The 16,155-nt window shown below is 60.6% G+C and carries 17 protein-coding genes; 7 read left to right on the top strand and 10 right to left on the bottom strand.

From position 1 onward, the window contains the following. Position 1 precedes the first annotated feature (1 nt). From trbJ to N7E70_RS30260, 6 genes are read right to left on the bottom strand one after another with little or no spacing between them, the layout of a single operon-like run. Positions 2 to 790 carry a P-type conjugative transfer protein TrbJ gene (gene trbJ, locus N7E70_RS30285; protein ID WP_154386562.1) on the bottom strand — a complete coding sequence of 263 codons (789 nt, stop codon included), beginning with the start codon at positions 788 to 790 and terminating at the stop codon, positions 2 to 4. After that, positions 768 to 3,203: a conjugal transfer protein TrbE gene (locus N7E70_RS30280; protein ID WP_154386561.1), complete on the bottom strand. Its 2,436-nt coding sequence runs from the start codon at positions 3,201 to 3,203 to the stop codon at positions 768 to 770. Before N7E70_RS30280 ends, trbJ begins: the two co-directional genes overlap by 23 nt. Positions 3,204 to 3,206: 3 nt before the next feature. Then, the gene (locus tag N7E70_RS30275) at positions 3,207 to 3,506 is read right to left on the bottom strand and encodes a conjugal transfer protein TrbD (protein ID WP_154386560.1); all 300 of its coding nucleotides are present in this window, start codon (positions 3,504 to 3,506) and stop codon (positions 3,207 to 3,209) included. Next, a complete protein-coding gene (locus N7E70_RS30270; protein WP_154386559.1) occupies positions 3,499 to 3,870 on the bottom strand; it encodes a TrbC/VirB2 family protein in 372 nt (123 codons plus the stop codon). The genes N7E70_RS30275 and N7E70_RS30270 overlap by 8 nt, the downstream gene beginning before the upstream one ends. Next, a complete protein-coding gene (trbB, locus tag N7E70_RS30265; protein WP_154386558.1) occupies positions 3,860 to 4,843 on the bottom strand; it encodes a P-type conjugative transfer ATPase TrbB in 984 nt (327 codons plus the stop codon). Before trbB ends, N7E70_RS30270 begins: the two co-directional genes overlap by 11 nt. Positions 4,844 to 4,871: 28 nt before the next feature. Next, on the bottom strand, positions 4,872 to 5,501 hold the full coding sequence (locus tag N7E70_RS30260) for an acyl-homoserine-lactone synthase (RefSeq protein ID WP_154386557.1): 630 nt from the start codon (positions 5,499 to 5,501) through the stop codon (positions 4,872 to 4,874). A 210-nt stretch (positions 5,502 to 5,711) separates the two neighbouring features. Between N7E70_RS30260 and N7E70_RS30255 the strand changes: the two genes are divergently transcribed. Both N7E70_RS30255 and N7E70_RS30250 read left to right on the top strand, forming a co-directional pair. After that, positions 5,712 to 6,416 carry an autoinducer binding domain-containing protein gene (locus N7E70_RS30255; protein WP_185910480.1) on the top strand — a complete coding sequence of 235 codons (705 nt, stop codon included), beginning with the start codon at positions 5,712 to 5,714 and terminating at the stop codon, positions 6,414 to 6,416. A 252-nt stretch (positions 6,417 to 6,668) separates the two neighbouring features. After that, entirely contained in the window at positions 6,669 to 7,898 is a 1,230-nt protein-coding gene (locus tag N7E70_RS30250; protein ID WP_154386555.1) for a Fic family protein, read from the top strand. A 160-nt stretch (positions 7,899 to 8,058) separates the two neighbouring features. Here the strand turns inward: N7E70_RS30250 and N7E70_RS30245 are convergent, their stop codons facing one another. Beyond that, entirely contained in the window at positions 8,059 to 8,319 is a 261-nt protein-coding gene (locus N7E70_RS30245) for a WGR domain-containing protein (RefSeq protein ID WP_154386554.1), read from the bottom strand. A gap of 615 nt (positions 8,320 to 8,934) precedes the next feature. Here N7E70_RS30245 and repA point away from each other — a divergent pair. From repA to repC, 3 genes are all read left to right on the top strand, one after another. After that, positions 8,935 to 10,122: a plasmid partitioning protein RepA gene (repA, locus tag N7E70_RS30240; protein ID WP_154386553.1), complete on the top strand. Its 1,188-nt coding sequence runs from the start codon at positions 8,935 to 8,937 to the stop codon at positions 10,120 to 10,122. Positions 10,123 to 10,197: 75 nt separating this feature from the next. Then, complete coding sequence (gene repB, locus N7E70_RS30235; protein WP_154386552.1) at positions 10,198 to 11,208, top strand: plasmid partitioning protein RepB; 1,011 nt, start codon at positions 10,198 to 10,200, stop codon at positions 11,206 to 11,208. Between the two features lie 166 nt (positions 11,209 to 11,374). After that, complete coding sequence (repC, locus tag N7E70_RS30230; protein ID WP_154386551.1) at positions 11,375 to 12,691, top strand: plasmid replication protein RepC; 1,317 nt, start codon at positions 11,375 to 11,377, stop codon at positions 12,689 to 12,691. Between the two features lie 37 nt (positions 12,692 to 12,728). Here repC and N7E70_RS30225 read toward each other — a convergent pair whose 3' ends face one another. Together N7E70_RS30225 and N7E70_RS30220 are read right to left on the bottom strand one after the other, a co-directional pair. Beyond that, the gene (locus N7E70_RS30225) at positions 12,729 to 12,935 is read right to left on the bottom strand and encodes a hypothetical protein (protein ID WP_154386550.1); all 207 of its coding nucleotides are present in this window, start codon (positions 12,933 to 12,935) and stop codon (positions 12,729 to 12,731) included. A 115-nt stretch (positions 12,936 to 13,050) separates the two neighbouring features. Further along, positions 13,051 to 13,974: a recombinase family protein gene (locus N7E70_RS30220; protein WP_154386549.1), complete on the bottom strand. Its 924-nt coding sequence runs from the start codon at positions 13,972 to 13,974 to the stop codon at positions 13,051 to 13,053. 162 nt (positions 13,975 to 14,136) lie between these two features. On the opposite strand from N7E70_RS30220, the gene N7E70_RS30215 reads away from it, so the two are divergent. Beyond that, complete coding sequence (locus N7E70_RS30215) at positions 14,137 to 14,526, top strand: MbcA/ParS/Xre antitoxin family protein (RefSeq protein WP_154386548.1); 390 nt, start codon at positions 14,137 to 14,139, stop codon at positions 14,524 to 14,526. Further along, the gene (locus N7E70_RS30210) at positions 14,523 to 15,041 is read left to right on the top strand and encodes an RES family NAD+ phosphorylase (protein WP_185910482.1); all 519 of its coding nucleotides are present in this window, start codon (positions 14,523 to 14,525) and stop codon (positions 15,039 to 15,041) included. The genes N7E70_RS30215 and N7E70_RS30210 overlap by 4 nt, the downstream gene beginning before the upstream one ends. 41 nt (positions 15,042 to 15,082) lie before the next feature. On the opposite strand, the gene N7E70_RS30205 is transcribed toward N7E70_RS30210, so the two are convergent. After that, on the bottom strand, positions 15,083 to 16,102 hold the full coding sequence (locus N7E70_RS30205; RefSeq protein ID WP_154386547.1) for an LLM class flavin-dependent oxidoreductase: 1,020 nt from the start codon (positions 16,100 to 16,102) through the stop codon (positions 15,083 to 15,085). Between the last annotated feature and the right edge of the window lie 53 nt (positions 16,103 to 16,155).

The following is a 16,155-nucleotide window of genomic DNA, read 5'->3' as shown; positions in this document are numbered from 1 at the left end:
GTCACCACCGAGGCTGCATTTGTTGGCCGCCGGAGGTGGACGGAGCGGTAGAGCCGAAAAATGCGTCGCGGCGAGCCTGAGCGAGATCCTTTTCAGCCTGCTCCGACTGATACCAGGTGCCCATCATGGTCATCTGCTGGGAGACGAGGCCGCGAAGCTTCTGCATCTGCTCGACCTGCTGCGTCGCGATCTGATGCCCGACCTGCAACGCCTTCATCTGGCCATCGGCGGACTCCGATTGGGAGCGCAGTTGCGCCATGGTGGATTCTTCGGTCGCAAACTGATCGGCCGTGAGGCCAGCCGCCGCCAGTGTTCCACCGATGGTGTCACGGTTGGTGTCCGACCAGGACTGATAGCTCGACGAGAAATCCTGCCCGTTCGGAAGACCGTTCTGGAAATCGGTATAGCTCTGGAAGCGCTGCTTGAGCACATCGTCAAGGTTGCCCATCGAGAACGCCATGCCCTGCCCCTGCTGCACGATGCCTTGCAGGTTGGCGAGGTCCTGTTGAGCCTGCCCCCACACATGATCGGGAAGCTGCATGGTGTTCTGCAGCATGTTCTCGTAGATGCGAATCTGGTTTGCGATCTGCTCCACCTGGTTGGAGATCTGCGTCACCTGATTTGCGATCTGCTCGGCGTTCTGTCCGCCGAGCGCGATCAGTTCCCCATTGTTGAGGATCTGCGTAAACTCGGTCGCGCCGGTGAGCGCCCCGCTGGCTTGGGCTGGCGCGGCAAGGCTGACAGCGATCAGGACGCTTGCGAGAGAACTAGGCAAGAAGAGCTTCGGCATTTTCGATACCTCTTTGCTTGAGCCAGTGGACGGGCCATTCGTCGCCGTGGTGGACGCGCAGCTCATCGATGCGCTTGATGTCGTCCTTTCCGGACGCGCCGACGAAAGACAGGGTGATTGGCCCGAGGGCCATGTCGAACAGACGCCGCCCGTCAGGCGAAGCGACGTAGTATTCGCGCTTCGGAAGAGCGGTTGCGACGATCTCGATTTGCCGCTCATTGAAGCCAATACGCTCATAGAACTCGCGTGTGCCGCTTTCGCGTGCCGCGCCATTGGGCAGGCAAATCTTGGTCGGGCAGCTTTCCTTGAGCACGTCGATGATGCCGGACTTTTCCGCGTCAGAAATCGACTGCGTTGCCAGAACGACGGCGCAATTGGCCTTGCGCAGCACCTTCAGCCATTCGCGGATCTTCTCGCGGAACGCTGGATGGCCGAGCATCAGCCAGGCCTCATCGAGGATGATGAGGCTGGGGGCGCCGGTCAGGCGCTTTTCGATGCGACGGAACAGGTAGAGCAGGACCGGCACGAGATTGCGGTCGCCGAGGTTCATCAATTCCTCGATCTCGAACGTCTGGAAATCCGAGAGGGTCAGGCCATCCTCCTCGGCATCGAGCAGATGCCCCATGGGACCGTCGACTGTGTAATGACGCAGCGCGTCCTTGATCTCCCGCATCTGCACACCCGACACGAAATCGGAGAGCGACCGGCGCGTCGAGGCGGCCATGAGCGCGATCTGTCTGGCGATCGCGTTGCGATGATCGGGGGTGACTTTCACACCCTGCAGCTCGACAAGGGTTTCCAGCCATCCGGCCGCCCAGGCCTTGTCGCCATCGTCGTCCAGTTGGGAAAGCGGGCAGAAGGTCAGCGCCTCCCCTGCTCCAACATCGTAGTGATCGCCGCCAACAGCCACCGTCAGCGGGTACATCGACTTGCCCTTGTCGAAAGCGAAGAGCTGTGCTTGCCGGTAACGGCGAAACTGTGCCGCGATCAGCGCCAGAAGGGTCGACTTGCCCGATCCGGTCGGACCGAAGATCAGGGTATGACCCACGTCGCCGGAATGGAGGTTCAGGCGGAACGGCGATGATCCGCTTGCGACCTGCATCAGCGGCGGCGAGCCGTCGGGATAGAACGGGCACGGCGCAACCGGTGAGCCCGACCAGACCGAGTTGAGCGGCACCAGATCGGCAAGGTTGCGGGTATTGATCAGCGGTTCGCGGATGTTGGCGTACCAGTTGCCGGGCAGACTCCCAAGGAACGCCTCGGTGACGTTCAGCGTTTCGATGCGAGCGGCAAAGCCTTCGGCCTGGATCAGCCGGCGCACGCCTTCGGTCTTTTCGCGAAGGCGCGCCTCGTCGTCGTCGAACATGATAATGACCGGCGTATAGTAGCCATAGGCGACAAGCTGCGAATTTGCCTCGGCAATGGCGTCTTCCGTCTCCGCCACCATCAGCGCAGCGTCCTGATCGATCGCCCCCGAATTGGTCTGGAAAAGCTGGTCCATGAATGGCCGGACCTTCTGCAGCCACTTCTTGCGCGTGCGCTCGAGCCTTTGGCGGGCCTCGATCGGATCGAGAAAGACGAAGCGGCTCGACCAGCGATAGGTGAGCGGCATCAGGTCCAGAGAATTGAGAATCCCTGGCCAGCTCTCGGCCGGAAAGCCGTCTATCGCCACGACCGCCAGATAGCGGTTGTCGACCAGCGGCGAGAGACCGTGATGGAATTCGGCCGTGACGACGAAATCGAGATACATCGGAATGTCGGGCAGGCGGACCGGATGGTTTTCGCCGACAATGCAGAAGCGGGCGAACTGCAGCAGATCGTCATATTTGGCGGTACGGGTTCCGCCGCGTTCCTCGGTCTCCTGTGTAACCATGCGGCGGATCGAGACGACGTTTCCCATATATTGCTCGAACTCGCGGATCGAACGCCGGAAGTGATCGAGCGCGCGATCGGCAAAGGTGGTCGCGCGGGACTCATCGTCGGAATAGACATATTTGACGAGGCCGGACTTGCGCTTCTCCGGTTCGCGATAGGTCAGGATGATGGCGTGCTGGCTCTCATAGTGCCCGTCCGCCGCCTCAAAACGCTTGCGCCGTTCCTCATCGATCAGCGCACTTACCTTGTCGGGGAAATGGCAGTTGTCCCGGGCCGGATAGGCCGTCGCCGGCACGCGCACGGCCTCGACCTGGATCATCCAGCCCGATCCGAGCCGGGCGAGAATGGCATTGATCTGGCGGCTGACCTCGTTGCGCTCGAAATCGGTCGAGCTTTCGTTATCCGGACCGGCGAAATACCAGCCGGCCATCAGGCTCCCGTCCTTGAGCAAGAGCGTGCCGTTATCGATCAGGGCCGCATAGGGCAGCAGGTCGGAGAAGGACGGGCCGGAATGACGAAATCGCTTGAGTGCAACCATAAGTCAGAACGTCCGCCAGGGCGTGGAGGTCGGCCGGTAGTAGGGGCGGTATCTGATGTGGCGCAGGTAGACGCGGCGCATCAGGGGATCGGCTTTCGCCATCATGCGCAGTAGCCCGACAACCACGATCCAGATGACCGTGCCGAGCAGCGCCGATACGGTCGTCAGGATGACGAAGACGAGAATGACCGCGGCGAGCCCGGTCAGAAGCACGAGCTCACGGTCAGCCCCAAAGAGCAGCGTCGGACGCGAAAGGGCACGGTGTATCCGCGCCGTCGCCAGCCGGCTTTCCCTTTCAGCCATGCGGGGCAACCACCGGCTCTTGTTCGTGCGCCTCCAGCGGGACGCCGATGGACGAACCGCTGGAGCCGAACAGGCCGACGATTTGCGTTGCACCGAGCAGGATGCCGGCGACGAGTACGATGTAGCAGAGCCTCCGCGCAAAATCGTTCAACTCGCCGCCGAAGATCAACATGCCGCCGGCAATGGCGACCGCGGCGAGCGCGATAGCGCCAGCGACCGGGCCGGTGATGGATTCCTGAATCTGTTCCAGAGGCCCTTCCCAGGGCAGGCCCCCTCCCCCGCCGCTGGCGAGCGCCGGTTCGATCATGACGAGCGATGCGGCCGCGAGGCCGAGCAGGAGCGTGAAAGCCTTCTTAGACGACATGAAGATTTCTTCCCTGGATGGATTCGGATTTCGACGCGCCGACCGGCGAGGTGAGGTATCGCCCGTCGCGAAAGCCTTCGACCTTCAGGATCTCGCGAACGGTTCGCCCGCCGGGCGCGCGCTCGATCGAGACGATCAGGTCGACCGCCTCTCCGATGACTTCCGGCATAGGCTGGGAGCTGACTTCGGCAACGAGCTGTTCAAGACGGGTAAGAGCGGCGCCGGCCGAGTTCGAGTGAACCGTCGCGATGCCGCCCGGATGGCCGGTGTTCCATGCCTTCAAGAGAGTGAGGGCAGCGCCGTCGCGAACCTCGCCCACGATGATGCGATCCGGACGCAGCCGCATCGTCGACTTCAATAGACGGCCCATATCGACCGTGTCTGTGGTGTGCAGGATCACATGATTTTCCGCCGCGCACTGGATCTCGGCAGTGTCTTCCAGGATCACCAGCCGGTGCTCCGGCGTCGTCTCGACCAGCTCCGCCAGGATTGCATTGGTGAGCGTGGTCTTGCCCGTTCCAGTGCCTCCCGACACTACGATATTGAGCCGGTTCACGATCGAATCGCGGATCACATCAACCTGCTCGGGCGTCATGATGCCGTCGGCGACATACTGATCGAGGCGGATCAGCATCGACGCGCGCTTGCGGATCGTGAACATCGGCGCAGGCGCGGCCGGTGGCAAAATCCCCTCAAAGCGATGTCCGCCAAGGGGCAATTCCCCGGAAATAATCGGTCGGTCCTGGTCGACTTCGGTCTTGAGGGCGTGGGCGACTTTGCCGATGACGGTCTCGGCGTCATGGGAGGCCATCCGCCCCGCCGCCGCTATCCCCTGCCCTACCCGCTCGATAAATAGATTGCCGTCGGGGTTGAGCATGACCTCCACAACGTCGGGGTCATGGAGCGCTGTCGTGACCGTGGCGCCAAGTGCGTCCTGCAGACCGAGGATCAGCCGTCGTTTCGACTCGCTCATGAACCGCCCTCCTGCCCGGCTGCTTTGGTCAGGCCGCGGCTTCCACAGCGGCCGGGAAGAGGGAGACGTAGCTCGACGGCCGCACCAGCTCGAGACTGGGTTCGTCGGCAGATAAGAGGCCCGCGACAGCAATGGTATTGCCAATAGGATGTGGAGACCCGAGCCGCTCCAGTGGCCACTTCGCTCGGCTGAGAATGCGCTCAAACCGAACGTCCGTCACCGTGACGATCCGGTCGTACCCATTGGCCATCGACCATTCAATGATGCCGGCGAACAAGGTATGCGTGGCGTCGCGCAGTCCGCTCGCGGAGACGATTTCGCTGCGTTCGGTGTCGATGCAAAAGCGCGAGCTCTCGACGACGCGGCTCGATTGGGGCATGCGAGCAGCGCCCGCCAGAAACGGAAATATCTGACCGAGCATCGTCGGTCCGGTGGACGAAAGGAGGCGGGCGCAACCGATCACGTGACCATCGTTGCCGACGAGCACGAGATAGGTCGGATCGAGCCGGTCGTACTCGTCCTTTTCCTGGTTGTGCTCTACGTGGACGTCCCAGTCTAACCTGTGTTTGAAGACCCTTGCGCGCAGTTCGTGCATGCGCTCGAGCAGACGTTGCTCACTACTTGTAGCCCTCGTACGGCAAATGGCGACGACGCGCATGACCCAATCCTTAACCCATTGAATTGCGGTCTCTTGAATCCCGTACGGCCGCGCACCACCAGCTGTGAAAAGTCACAGGGGATCGACAGTCGTCGCCGTGATAGACAGGGGGGAGTGCCGAGGGGCCGTTGCCGCATTTATGGCTGAATTGCGATGCAACGCGAAATTGCGACTACCCGAATTGAGGACAAAAACACCCGGAGAGGATCGTTGCCGAGCAAAGCCTTCGACCAGTTGCGAGACGCACTAGAAACGGCCCATGGGATGGCGCCTGTCAAAGCCGCGGTGAAGGAGTTCGCCGGCCAATTGGGGTTTGACTGGTTCGCCTATCTCTCGGTTTGTGGGCCGGAGATCGACACGTTTTCGACGTACCCGCGCGCATGGCAAGGCCACTATATCAACAAGAAATACGCGAGCATCGATCCCGTCGTGCAGGAAGCCCGCCGTTCTGAACGCTGCTTTGCGTGGTCCGAACGCGACATTGCACGGGCATTATCGCCGGATCAGGTGCGCTTCCTCGGAGAAGCCGGGGATCATGGTATCGCATCGGGGATATCTGTGCCCGTGTCGGCCGGGTTCGGCCGGACTGTGTTATTCACGCTTGCGTCGTCGAACCGGTGTGACAATTGCCTGGTAGAATGCCCCTTCCTTGCCGCTTCGATTGCATCGCACGTGGATGTCTATGCGCGGCGCTGGATGCTCGAGCCAATGCCTGCTGTCACCGTCAAGTTAAGCCCTAGAGAGAGGCTCTGCCTGAGCTGGATGGCAAAAGGCAAGCGCATGTCCGAAATCGCGCAAATCGTCGGGACGAAAGTCCGGACGGTCGAGTATCACCTGCAAAATGCTCGGCGGAAGCTCGATGCCACCAACGTCACCCACGCCGTCGCGCTTGCAGTGCGTCAACAGTTGATCTGATCCAGGCCGGTCGCGGGAGGGCCTTTCCGCCTCTACTTCGTGTTGTGCTTGCCGGCGGCAAAAGAGTCATCCGCGATGGCGCCGTCGCCCCCTACCCTGCCCGGCTGTTTTGAGGCTTATTCGGCTTCGCGTCCTGATCGGCGGCCGATATCGGCAGGGAGATCGGCAACTAATATCGGCAATTGTGCTGACTTATTGCGTCCAATGCCTTACATTGCAATCCGTTGAGGCACCATTGAGATCGGCAAAAGAATGCTTGAAACCCCTGCCCGCATCGAGCCGCTGTTTTTTGACGACGCGGTGCCGACCGTTCTGGCCGATCTTGCGATCGAGCTGCAGAAGGCCGCCGATGAACTCGGCCGAGGCCTGCATCCGGAGTCGGCTGACGAATTGGCCGATCTCGTACGAGTCATGAATTCTTACTATTCGAATTTGATCGAAGGCCACAACACACGACCTCGAGATATCGAGAGCGCCCTGGCCGGCGCCGAGATAGATCCCGAACGTCGTCCCCTCGCCCTCGAGGCGAAGGCCCATGTCGAAGTTCAGAGGATGATTGACGGCTTCGGGTTGCGCGGCGAGCTGCCGAGCCCGACTTCGATCGATTTCATTCGGTGGGTTCATCGCGCCTTCTACGACGAGATGCCCGAGGAATTCCGGTTCATCGACAAACCTGATGGCGCCAAGGCCGAGATCCTACCCGGCGAGTTCCGGACGTCCGCGGAACATGATGTCGCTGTCGGGCGCCATCAGCCGCCATCTTCTGACAGGGTGATAGCTTTCATGGAGTATTTCCAGAAGCGGTTCGCCATGGCCGAAAAGCAGGCCAGCCTGCGGATCATCGCGATTGCGTCAGCTCATCACCGCCTCAACTACATTCACCCGTTTCCAGACGGCAACGGCCGCGTCAGTCGCTTGATGTCTCACGCCATGGCGCTCAAGGCCGGTATTGGAGGCAACGGCCTGTGGTCGATATCTCGTGGCCTCGCTCGTGGCCTGAAAGATCGTGGCGAATACAAGCGCATGATGGATCACGCCGACAGTCCCAGACAAGGCGATCGTGATGGACGAGGAAATCTTTCGGAATCGGCACTCAAGGATTTCGTCGAATGGTTCCTTACAGTCGCGCTCGACCAGGTGCGGTTCTCGACCGCAATGTTCGACCTCGGGCGGCTCGATGCTCGCTACCGCGCCCTAATAAAAGATGTCGTCGACGATAAACGAGCACCTGATCTGGTGGCGGCCGTGTTGCGGCACGGCAGGTTGCCCCGTGGTGAAGCCAATTTCGTGCTGAAAACATCCGAGCGCACGGCACGGAGCACGCTGTCGGATCTTGTCGAGCGCGGTTTTCTGAAATCTGAAACTCCGAAGGCACCGGTACGTATTGCCTTCCCCCTCGATTTCAGGGAACGGCTGTTTCCGAATCTCTTCACCGATGTCGAACCCAATGTCCCGGAACCGCCTTCACTGTCTTTCAGATGAGTGGAATTTCAGGAGTGACAACCGGAATGACTCCGGCCGTCCCCGCTCAGAGAGTAGAACACTGCCTTCGGTCAGCCGAATATCGACAATGCCGGTCCTATGCTGCTGTGCAAGCCCGTTGTAGCCGCGGCAACAATTGCCGTGATTATGGGCCCCTGGACTAGAATGTGACCTTGGCAGTGACGGGCGTGTAGCCCCGTCCGACCCTACGGGCGAGCCAGGCCTCGAGCGCTTCGCCGGCTTCAGCGGCCGACGCATAGAGGTCAAGGCGTTGTCGGCCGAGCGAGCCGATCCGCCCCCACGCGCGCATAAGCGCCGCATCACCGTACAGTGACGGTTCTATCGCGAGTACATAAAACCGCGCAACGTTGCGAGCGCAATCGCGGCGTTGAAGGACAACTTGAAGCTTCGGCTCGACCATGTCTGATTGTCATCGACTTCCGGTACCCACGTCCAATTCATTGGCTGAATCGTTTGGGCGTGAGGGATTCACGTCGGTGATAATTGCCTCTCTGACGGGAAAGACGATCGACCGGAGGGTTGTCTAGTTGCTTCCGTTTCCCGTCGGCCCATGGACTTGTGGCAGCCTGACAAACACGCGTTGGGCAATTTTGAGCCACCACGCTGGGCGCTGCATAGCCGGCTAAGAGTCATCTGTTCATGGGTGAAGGTGAGTCGCCCCAAAGGAGCGGCGGTCACGCCCACTCACTCGGTTTGACGCCATCCACCACTGTGAAACTTCTCAGGGTGCTGCATGGACCGAGCCAGCGGCATGTGGCATTGAAGGTTCTCGCGGATTGACCAACCGCGGAGAAACTAAGCGATTGAAAAATCGATGGAAAATGTACGCGCCGACGCCGCGATTCCGGACTGTGAGGCTCCGCTGAGTGATCTTGTTGGCGTGGACCTGGGCATGTCGTTAAGGTTTCGTTAACCTAAAATCCCTTGCCAGAGAACGGGAATCGCTCATACTGGCGCCAGATTGGCCGAAAGGTCGAATATGGCGCTATTTTCTCGTTTGGGGGACAAAGCGGAGATGGCATTTCTCCCAAGTTTTGAGTTTGACGACAAGATCCTTGCCCAGGGGGCCGAGATCTCGCGCAAGCTCGACCAATTGCGCGTCGAGAAGTTTCCGACCGAGGGGCAGAAGACCCTTCGGCGGTTCTCGATGGCCGAGGTCGCCCACTATCTTGGTATCAGTCCGAACAATCTGAAGCGCCTCCATCTTGAAAAGAAAGGTCCTGAGCCTTTCGTCGGTGCCGGCGGACGGCGCTTTTACGCGGCCGAGCAGATGACCGAGCTTCGGGACTATCTCGACAAGCACGGGCGATCGGATTCCAAGAAGTATGTGCCCTACCGCAAACCTGGCGAGAAGCTGCAGGTCATTGCGGTCGTCAACTTCAAGGGTGGATCGGGAAAGACCACCACCACGGCGCACCTCGCGCAGCATTTGGCGCTCACCGGTCACCGGGTCCTGACGGTGGATCTCGATCCGCAGGCTTCGCTTTCAGCCCTCCATGGCTTCCAGCCGGAGCTCGACAAGAACCCCTCGCTCTACGACGCGATCCGGTACGACAACCCCGCCCCGGCCGAAGATGTCATCCGCAAGACGAACTTCCCCTTGCTCGATATCATCCCGGCGAACCTGGAGCTGCAGGAATATGAGTACGAGACTCCGCTTGCCATGCAGTCTCCGTCTCAGGAAGGAAAGCGGTTCTTCACGAGGGTCGCCCGGGCGTTGGATTCGGTCAGTGAGCGCTACGACGTCGTGGTCGTCGATTGCCCTCCACAGCTCGGCTATCTGACGCTGTCGGCACTGTCGGCCGCCACCTCGGTTCTGATTACCGTCCACCCGCAGATGCTGGATCTGATGTCTATGAGTCAGTTTCTGCTGATGCTGGGCAATATCATGAAGTCCATCAAGAATGCTGGCGCGAAGGTCCAGCTGGACTGGCTGCGCTATCTCATCACCCGATACGAGCCCACGGACATTCCCCAGGCACAGATGGTCGGCTTCATGCAGTCGATGCTTGCCGAGGAAATTCTGAAAAGCCCAATGCTCAAATCCACGGCGATTTCTGACGCCGGCCTCACCAAGCAGACGCTCTATGAGGTCGAGCGATCGAACTTCAATCGCGATACCTATGATCGGGCGATCGACAGCATGGATGCCGTGAACTTCGAGATTCAGGGACTGATCCACCAGGCATGGGGGCGGTTGTGATGTTGACTGCCGTCAAAACCACCAAAAAAACCCACGGTTTCAAGCGCATAAGCCGCTTAAGGGGGTGCTAGTCAAATGGCGCGGAAAAATCCCTTTGCCAGCATCATGGACAACGGCGACGCTCCCGCCGAGCGCCCGGTCGCGCAAGACTACACCTTCAAGGGGGCATCACGCTCGCTCATAAGCTCGATCGACGAAATGGCGGCTCAGGCAGGCAAGCTGCTCGAGGGCGAGACGATAATCGAGGTTAACCCCGACCTGGTGGACCAATCTTTCGCCAACGACCGGCTCAACGTCGATCAGGAAGATTACGAGGCCGACTACGCTCAGGTGTTGGAGTCGATCCGTGGTTCCGGCCAGAACTCCCCGGCGCTCCTTCGCCCTCACCCGCAGCGGCCCGGCCGCTACATGCTGGTCTTCGGTCGCCTCCGCTGGCGCGCCGCAAAAGAGCTTGGTCTCAAGCTTCGCGCTGTCATCAAGGATATCTCCGAGCGCGATCATGTGATCGCCCAGGGACAGGAAAACAACGCGCGAGCGAACACGTCCTTCATCGAGAAAGCACTGTTTGCCGCCGACATCGTTGAGCGGAAATTCGACGAGGACAACGCCACAGCCCTCGCCGCAATCGGTGTCGATCGGCCGACGCTTTCAAAGATGCTCTCTGTCGCCTCGATGCCCAAGGAACTTCTCGAGGCGATCGGCCGCGCGAAGGCTGTCGGTCGTGATCGCTGGTATGAGCTCAAGCTCCTCCTCGACAAGCCGGGCAATCTCGACACTGCCCTGGCTCTGGCATTGAGTTCCGATTGGCATGGGATGCCAAGCGAAGCGCGGTTCGATGCGGTCGTCACGAAGCTGAAGGCATCCAAGCCGCGCCGCCGTGCCGCGCAGGCGCCATCCAAACGCAACTGGGCGCCGTCTGATGGGCGTATCGCCGCGGAGATGGTGGCCAGTGGCAAGAAATTCACCATCGCCCTCAAGGCGAAGGGAACCGACGCAGCAGCGTTCGGTGACTACCTCTCGGAAAATCTCAGCGAGTTGTATGAGGCTTTCCGTCGGGAAAAACGAGCAACCACGAACGGAGATTGAGCGCAAAAGAAAAAGGCCCCCGAAACGGCAATTCCGGAAGACCTTCTCTTTAAGTTTGGCGACTGAGAGAATCCCACTTCCGCGAATCATAGTCAAGACCATTCAGGTCGGTTTGAGCGCCGATTCGGCGAGCAGGTTTCTTTTGCCTAGCAATAGGTGAAGGACAATGCAGACGCATACCCCAACGACGCCCTTTGGGCGGCGAACGATGTCACTTGGCATGATGGCAAGCCAGGCTGTGGCAAAATCGGCACCGGCTGGCGCCCAGGTCCAGAAATGGAAAGTGTTCCAGACGATCCGGGAAGCGCGCGAGCTGATCGGCGCTACGGACCGCGCACTCGCCATTCTCAACGCGCTGCTCTCGTTTCATCCGGAAACGGAGCTCACAGGCGACGGCGAACTGATCGTCTGGCCGTCCAACGAGCAACTCATGGCCCGTGCGAACGGAATGCCGGCGACGACGCTACGGCGCCACCTGGCCGTCCTGGTCGACTGCGGGCTGATCATCCGCAGAGATAGTCCGAACGGCAAGCGCTTCGCCCGCAAGGGCAGGGGAGGTCAAGTCGAACAGGCCTACGGGTTCGACCTGGCGCCGATCGTTGCCCGGGCCGGGGAATTCAAGGAGCTGGCGGACACCGTCCGGGCCGAGAAGAACGCCCTTCGGATCGCCAAGGAGCGTCTCACGCTCCTGCGCCGCGATATCGTCAAGCTCATCGAGACTGGCATCGAGGAGAACGTTCCGGGCAATTGGGGCAGGGTCTACCAGACCTATCAGGCCATCGTCTGCCGCTTGCCGCGCTCAGCGCCGAGGCAACTCATCGAGGATATCTGCTGCGATCTTCACGGCCTCTACACGGAGATCCTCGAGGTATTGGAATCATTTGCAAAAACACAGAATCCGGACGCCAATGAGTCCCATTCTGGTCGCCACATACAGAATTCAAACCCAGACTCCATATTTGAATCTGAAGACCGCTCTCGAAATAAGAATGAAGCGGGCGGCAGCGCCGCGGAAACCGACAACGTACGGAGCTTGCCGAAGCGAGAATTGCCTTTGGGCATTGTGCTGGACGCCTGCCCCAACCTGCGAGAATTGACGCAAGGCGGGGAAATCCGTCACTGGCGCGACTTTCTGGCCGCGGCGGAACTGGCCCGGCCGATGCTGGCAATCAGTCCCAGCGCGTGGCGGGACGCCTGCGAGGTCATGGGCGAACAGCACGCGGCGATCACCCTTGCCGCGATCTACCAGCGATCAGACCAGATCAACAGCGCCGGCGGCTATCTGCGCAGCCTGACCGACAAGGCAAGGGACGGCAAATTCTCGACCTGGCCAATGATCATGGCACTGCTGCGCGCCAAGCTGGACGCCGACAAATCGGCGGAGAAAACCGGCCACGAACCGCGAAGCGGCGGTGAAAGCGGGGAAGGGCGGCTCGAAGTCTCGGAAGCCCTTCTGCGGTCGCTGAACAAGCCCAGATCGTGATGATTGATAGATTTGAATTCCGCGGGCGGCAACTCGGTCAGTCTCTGTCGTCGTCGATCAGACCGTCAAAAGTTTCGAGCAGTGCATCGATGATCGATTGGCCAAGGGCATTTGCAGCTTCGCCCATCCGGGCATCGTCTCCGCACCGCGCCGCAGAAGCGAGCTCCGAACCCTGCTCGGTCAGGATCGACTTGGTTCGCTCGATGGCCCATTGGGCGAAATCGTCGCGGCTGTTGACGGTCATGGCTTCCACTGCTGCGCGCTCCGGAGTTTGCGGACTGTTTGGGTTGTTCTGGCTACGAACGAGCTCCGCGAATTATACGGCGTAGGCGCCACAAAATCAGTCCTCGGTTGCGTATTCAGGCCGCCTCGAGCAAGCCGCTACGCTTTGCCCGGTCGATGAGGTTCTTGACGGACGAGGGCGCCCATTTCGTACCGCCACGGGGCGTACGCTCACGAAGTCGCTCGAGCTGGTTGGCGATTTCGCGCAAGGTCAGCTCCGGATTGGAGGAATGGATGCCCGCCACGAGGGTCATCAGACGATCCTCAGCTGGCCGAGGCGGCGACTTCCTCAGAAGCGACTTGTCGGCCATTCCCTCGCTGACAATCCATTTCACCGCGCGCCGTAAACGCTCAGGAGTCCAATCGAGACCACGTTGCCTGAGAACGCGGGAGATATCGTCCCATGTGTGGTCGGGTCGCATGCGCCGCACAATGGGAAGCCACTGGTTCGCGGATGACTGGAGACGCGCTCCATAGGCTGCCTTTTGCGCGGCCGTCATCTTGGCCAGCGCGTCCGGCCGACGTTCGCGGATCCCTGGATTGCCCGGCATCCGGCCTTTTGCTCTGGCGGCTTTGATGCCTGCCTTGGTCCGTTCGGAGTTGAGAGCCCGCTCCAGCTGGGCCACGGCGCCAAGAACCTGCAGGGAAAACATGCCTTGCGGCGTCGTGGTGTCGATCGGGTCGCTGAGCGACCGGAAATGCGCACCTTTTGCCGTCAGGTCCTCGATGACATCGAGCAGATGGCTTACCGAGCGCGCCAGGCGGTCGAGCCGAACGACGACAAGCGTGTCGCCAGCGTCGATCTCGCGGACAATCTTGGCAAGGGCAGGGCGGGCTCTTGAGGCCCCGGAGCCGTGCTCCCGGACGATTGTCTCACATCCGGCGGACCGCAACTCCATCTCCTGGGCTTCTGTAGCCTGCTCGTCTGTCGAGACGCGCGCATAGCCGATTTGCCGGCTCTGTGGTCGACGGGAGGAGTGGTTGTGCGGTGTTTTGGCCATTTGGAGCGCCTGAGAACCGTATCGGAGACGAAATTACAAACGTAGAAGATACAGATAACCGATCGGTTGGAGACGCATCGGCTTCCGAACTTGAAAATAGCCGAGGAGTGTCATATCTTTTGCACAGTAAATGCGACTATGTGTATGACAGGATGGAATCCTATGGGCCAGGCCCTCAAGATACCCGTGCAGAATGAACCTTTGGTTTTGTCCTATATGGACCGGGCCGGGAAAATTGCCATCAACCAAGTGGCGGACGGCTTTGGAATGTCCAAGGGCCAATTGGCCGAGACGGCCGGCCTTGCCCGCGAAACCCTCTATCGGTTGGAGCGCAGCCGCACGATAAAGACCCAGGGGCGTCTACGTGAAATGCTCGAGATCATCAGTCGCGTGACGGAATGGGCGGGCGGAAAGGAACAGGCGATGGCCTGGTACCGAGCCCAGCCGCTGCCGGCATTCGGTGGTCGCACCGCCGAAGCCCTCGTGAAGGAAGGCAAAGCCGCTGCCGTTCGCGATTATCTGGATCATATGGCCCTCGGCGGCTTTGCGTGAGGTTCGTCAGAACCTGCTATAGGGCACATGATCCGCGTTGGGCCTTCAAGCCGACTTCCGGTGAGGGAGCCGCGATCAGGGGTGCGCGCTTCAATCCCAAAGGTGTGCCAGCGCTATATCTGGGGCTCACCATCATGACGGCGGTCAAAGAAGCCAATCAAGGCTTTGCGCATCGGATCGACCCCTGTGTGCTGTGCTCCTATGAGGTCGATTGCGAGGGCATCGCAGACCTGACGACCGAGCAGGGGAGGGGAGAATTTTCCGTCGCGCTCGAGGACATGGCCTGCGCTTGGGCAACGGTCCTCAGCGACGGCGAGCGCCCTGCATCCTGGTCCATCTATGACCAACTGCGGCTTCAAGGCATTGCCGGTATTCTGGTTCCGAGTTTTGCTCCGGGTGCCGAGACAGAAGATCGCAACCTAGTGCTTTGGGACTGGGGTCCGGATCTTCCGCACAAGGTGACTGTATTCGACCCGAGCGGCCGGCTGCCGAAGGACCAGTTGTCCTGGCGATGAAGCAATTGCGGAAGGACAGAGGGAGCTTTCGGACGGAGGCGTCAGCGCCAACCCAAGGCCGGGGCGACGTGGGTCAGGATCGCCTCGATGACATGCGCATTGTAGTCGACACCGAGCTGGTTGGGGACGGTGAGCAGCAGCGTGTCAGCCTCGGCGATGGCCTCGTCGCCCTTCAACTGCTCGATAAGGACGTCCGGCTCGGCGGCATAGGAGCGGCCGAACACGGCGAGCTTTTCAGGCTCGATGTAACCGAAATGATCTTCGCTCTCGTTGCCGCCGAAATACGCCCGGTCGCGATCGTCCACCAACGCGAAGATGCTGCGGCTGACGGAGACCCGCGGCTCGCGCGTGTGACCGGCCGCCTTCCACGCCTCGCGGAAGGCGCGAATCTGATCGGCCTGCTGGAGATGAAAGGGTTTTCCGCTCTCGTCGAACTTGAGTGTGGAGCTCTGCAGGTTCATTCCCAGTTTTGCTGCCCATTCCGCAGTTGCGTTGGTGGCGGCGCCCCACCAGATGCGATCACGCAAGCCCTCCGAATGTGGTTCGACACGCAGCAGGCCAGGCGGGTTCGGAAACATCGGGCGCGGGTTGGGTTGTGCAAAGCCTTTGCCGCGCAGCACGTCGAGGAACACGTCGGTGTGCTGCCGGGCCATGTCGGCATCGCTCTCGCCCTCTTGCGGAACGTGGCCGAAGTAGCGCCAGCCATCGATCACCTGCTCTGGCGAGCCGCGGCTGATGCCCAGTTGCAAACGCCCTCCGGCGATCAGGTCGGCGGCGCCGGCGTCTTCGGCCATGTAGAGCGGGTTCTCGTAGCGCATGTCGATGACCGCCGTGCCGATCTCGATGCGGCTGGTCTTGGCGCCAATCGCCGCCAGCAGCGGGAACGGCGAGCCAAGCTGGCGGGCGAAGTGATGCACGCGGAAATATGCCCCATCCGCGCCCAGCTCTTCGGTAGCAACGGCCAGATCGATGGACTGCAGGAGTGCATCGGATGCAGACCGTGTCTGCGACTGGGGCGAGGGCGTCCAGTGTCCGAACGACAGAAAACCGATCTTTTTCATGAGAATGCCACGTCAGAGTGAAAGGCGCTCGCGTTATCTAGTTATTGAACCGC

The organism is Aminobacter sp. NyZ550 (assembly GCF_025628925.2).
GTDB lineage: Bacteria > Pseudomonadota > Alphaproteobacteria > Rhizobiales > Rhizobiaceae > Aminobacter > Aminobacter ciceronei.
This window is presented reverse-complemented; position numbering and strand designations above follow the sequence as displayed.

What these genes read in the sequence shown, in the direction of transcription:
- N7E70_RS30205 (WP_154386547.1), bottom strand. Translation starts at nt 16,102, where the DNA reads ATGAAAAAGATCGGTTTTCTGTCGTTCGGACACTGGACGCCCTCGCCC.
- N7E70_RS30275 (WP_154386560.1), bottom strand. Translation starts at nt 3,506, where the DNA reads ATGGCTGAAAGGGAAAGCCGGCTGGCGACGGCGCGGATACACCGTGCC.
- N7E70_RS30270 (WP_154386559.1), bottom strand. Translation starts at nt 3,870, where the DNA reads ATGTCGTCTAAGAAGGCTTTCACGCTCCTGCTCGGCCTCGCGGCCGCA.
- trbB (WP_154386558.1), bottom strand. Translation starts at nt 4,843, where the DNA reads ATGAGCGAGTCGAAACGACGGCTGATCCTCGGTCTGCAGGACGCACTT.
- N7E70_RS30250 (WP_154386555.1), top strand. Translation starts at nt 6,669, where the DNA reads ATGCTTGAAACCCCTGCCCGCATCGAGCCGCTGTTTTTTGACGACGCG.
- N7E70_RS30280 (WP_154386561.1), bottom strand. Translation starts at nt 3,203, where the DNA reads ATGGTTGCACTCAAGCGATTTCGTCATTCCGGCCCGTCCTTCTCCGAC.
- repC (WP_154386551.1), top strand. Translation starts at nt 11,375, where the DNA reads ATGCAGACGCATACCCCAACGACGCCCTTTGGGCGGCGAACGATGTCA.
- N7E70_RS30245 (WP_154386554.1), bottom strand. Translation starts at nt 8,319, where the DNA reads ATGGTCGAGCCGAAGCTTCAAGTTGTCCTTCAACGCCGCGATTGCGCT.
- N7E70_RS30220 (WP_154386549.1), bottom strand. Translation starts at nt 13,974, where the DNA reads ATGGCCAAAACACCGCACAACCACTCCTCCCGTCGACCACAGAGCCGG.
- N7E70_RS30260 (WP_154386557.1), bottom strand. Translation starts at nt 5,501, where the DNA reads ATGCGCGTCGTCGCCATTTGCCGTACGAGGGCTACAAGTAGTGAGCAA.
- repA (WP_154386553.1), top strand. Translation starts at nt 8,935, where the DNA reads ATGGCATTTCTCCCAAGTTTTGAGTTTGACGACAAGATCCTTGCCCAG.
- N7E70_RS30215 (WP_154386548.1), top strand. Translation starts at nt 14,137, where the DNA reads ATGGGCCAGGCCCTCAAGATACCCGTGCAGAATGAACCTTTGGTTTTG.
- repB (WP_154386552.1), top strand. Translation starts at nt 10,198, where the DNA reads ATGGCGCGGAAAAATCCCTTTGCCAGCATCATGGACAACGGCGACGCT.
- N7E70_RS30225 (WP_154386550.1), bottom strand. Translation starts at nt 12,935, where the DNA reads ATGACCGTCAACAGCCGCGACGATTTCGCCCAATGGGCCATCGAGCGA.
- trbJ (WP_154386562.1), bottom strand. Translation starts at nt 790, where the DNA reads ATGCCGAAGCTCTTCTTGCCTAGTTCTCTCGCAAGCGTCCTGATCGCT.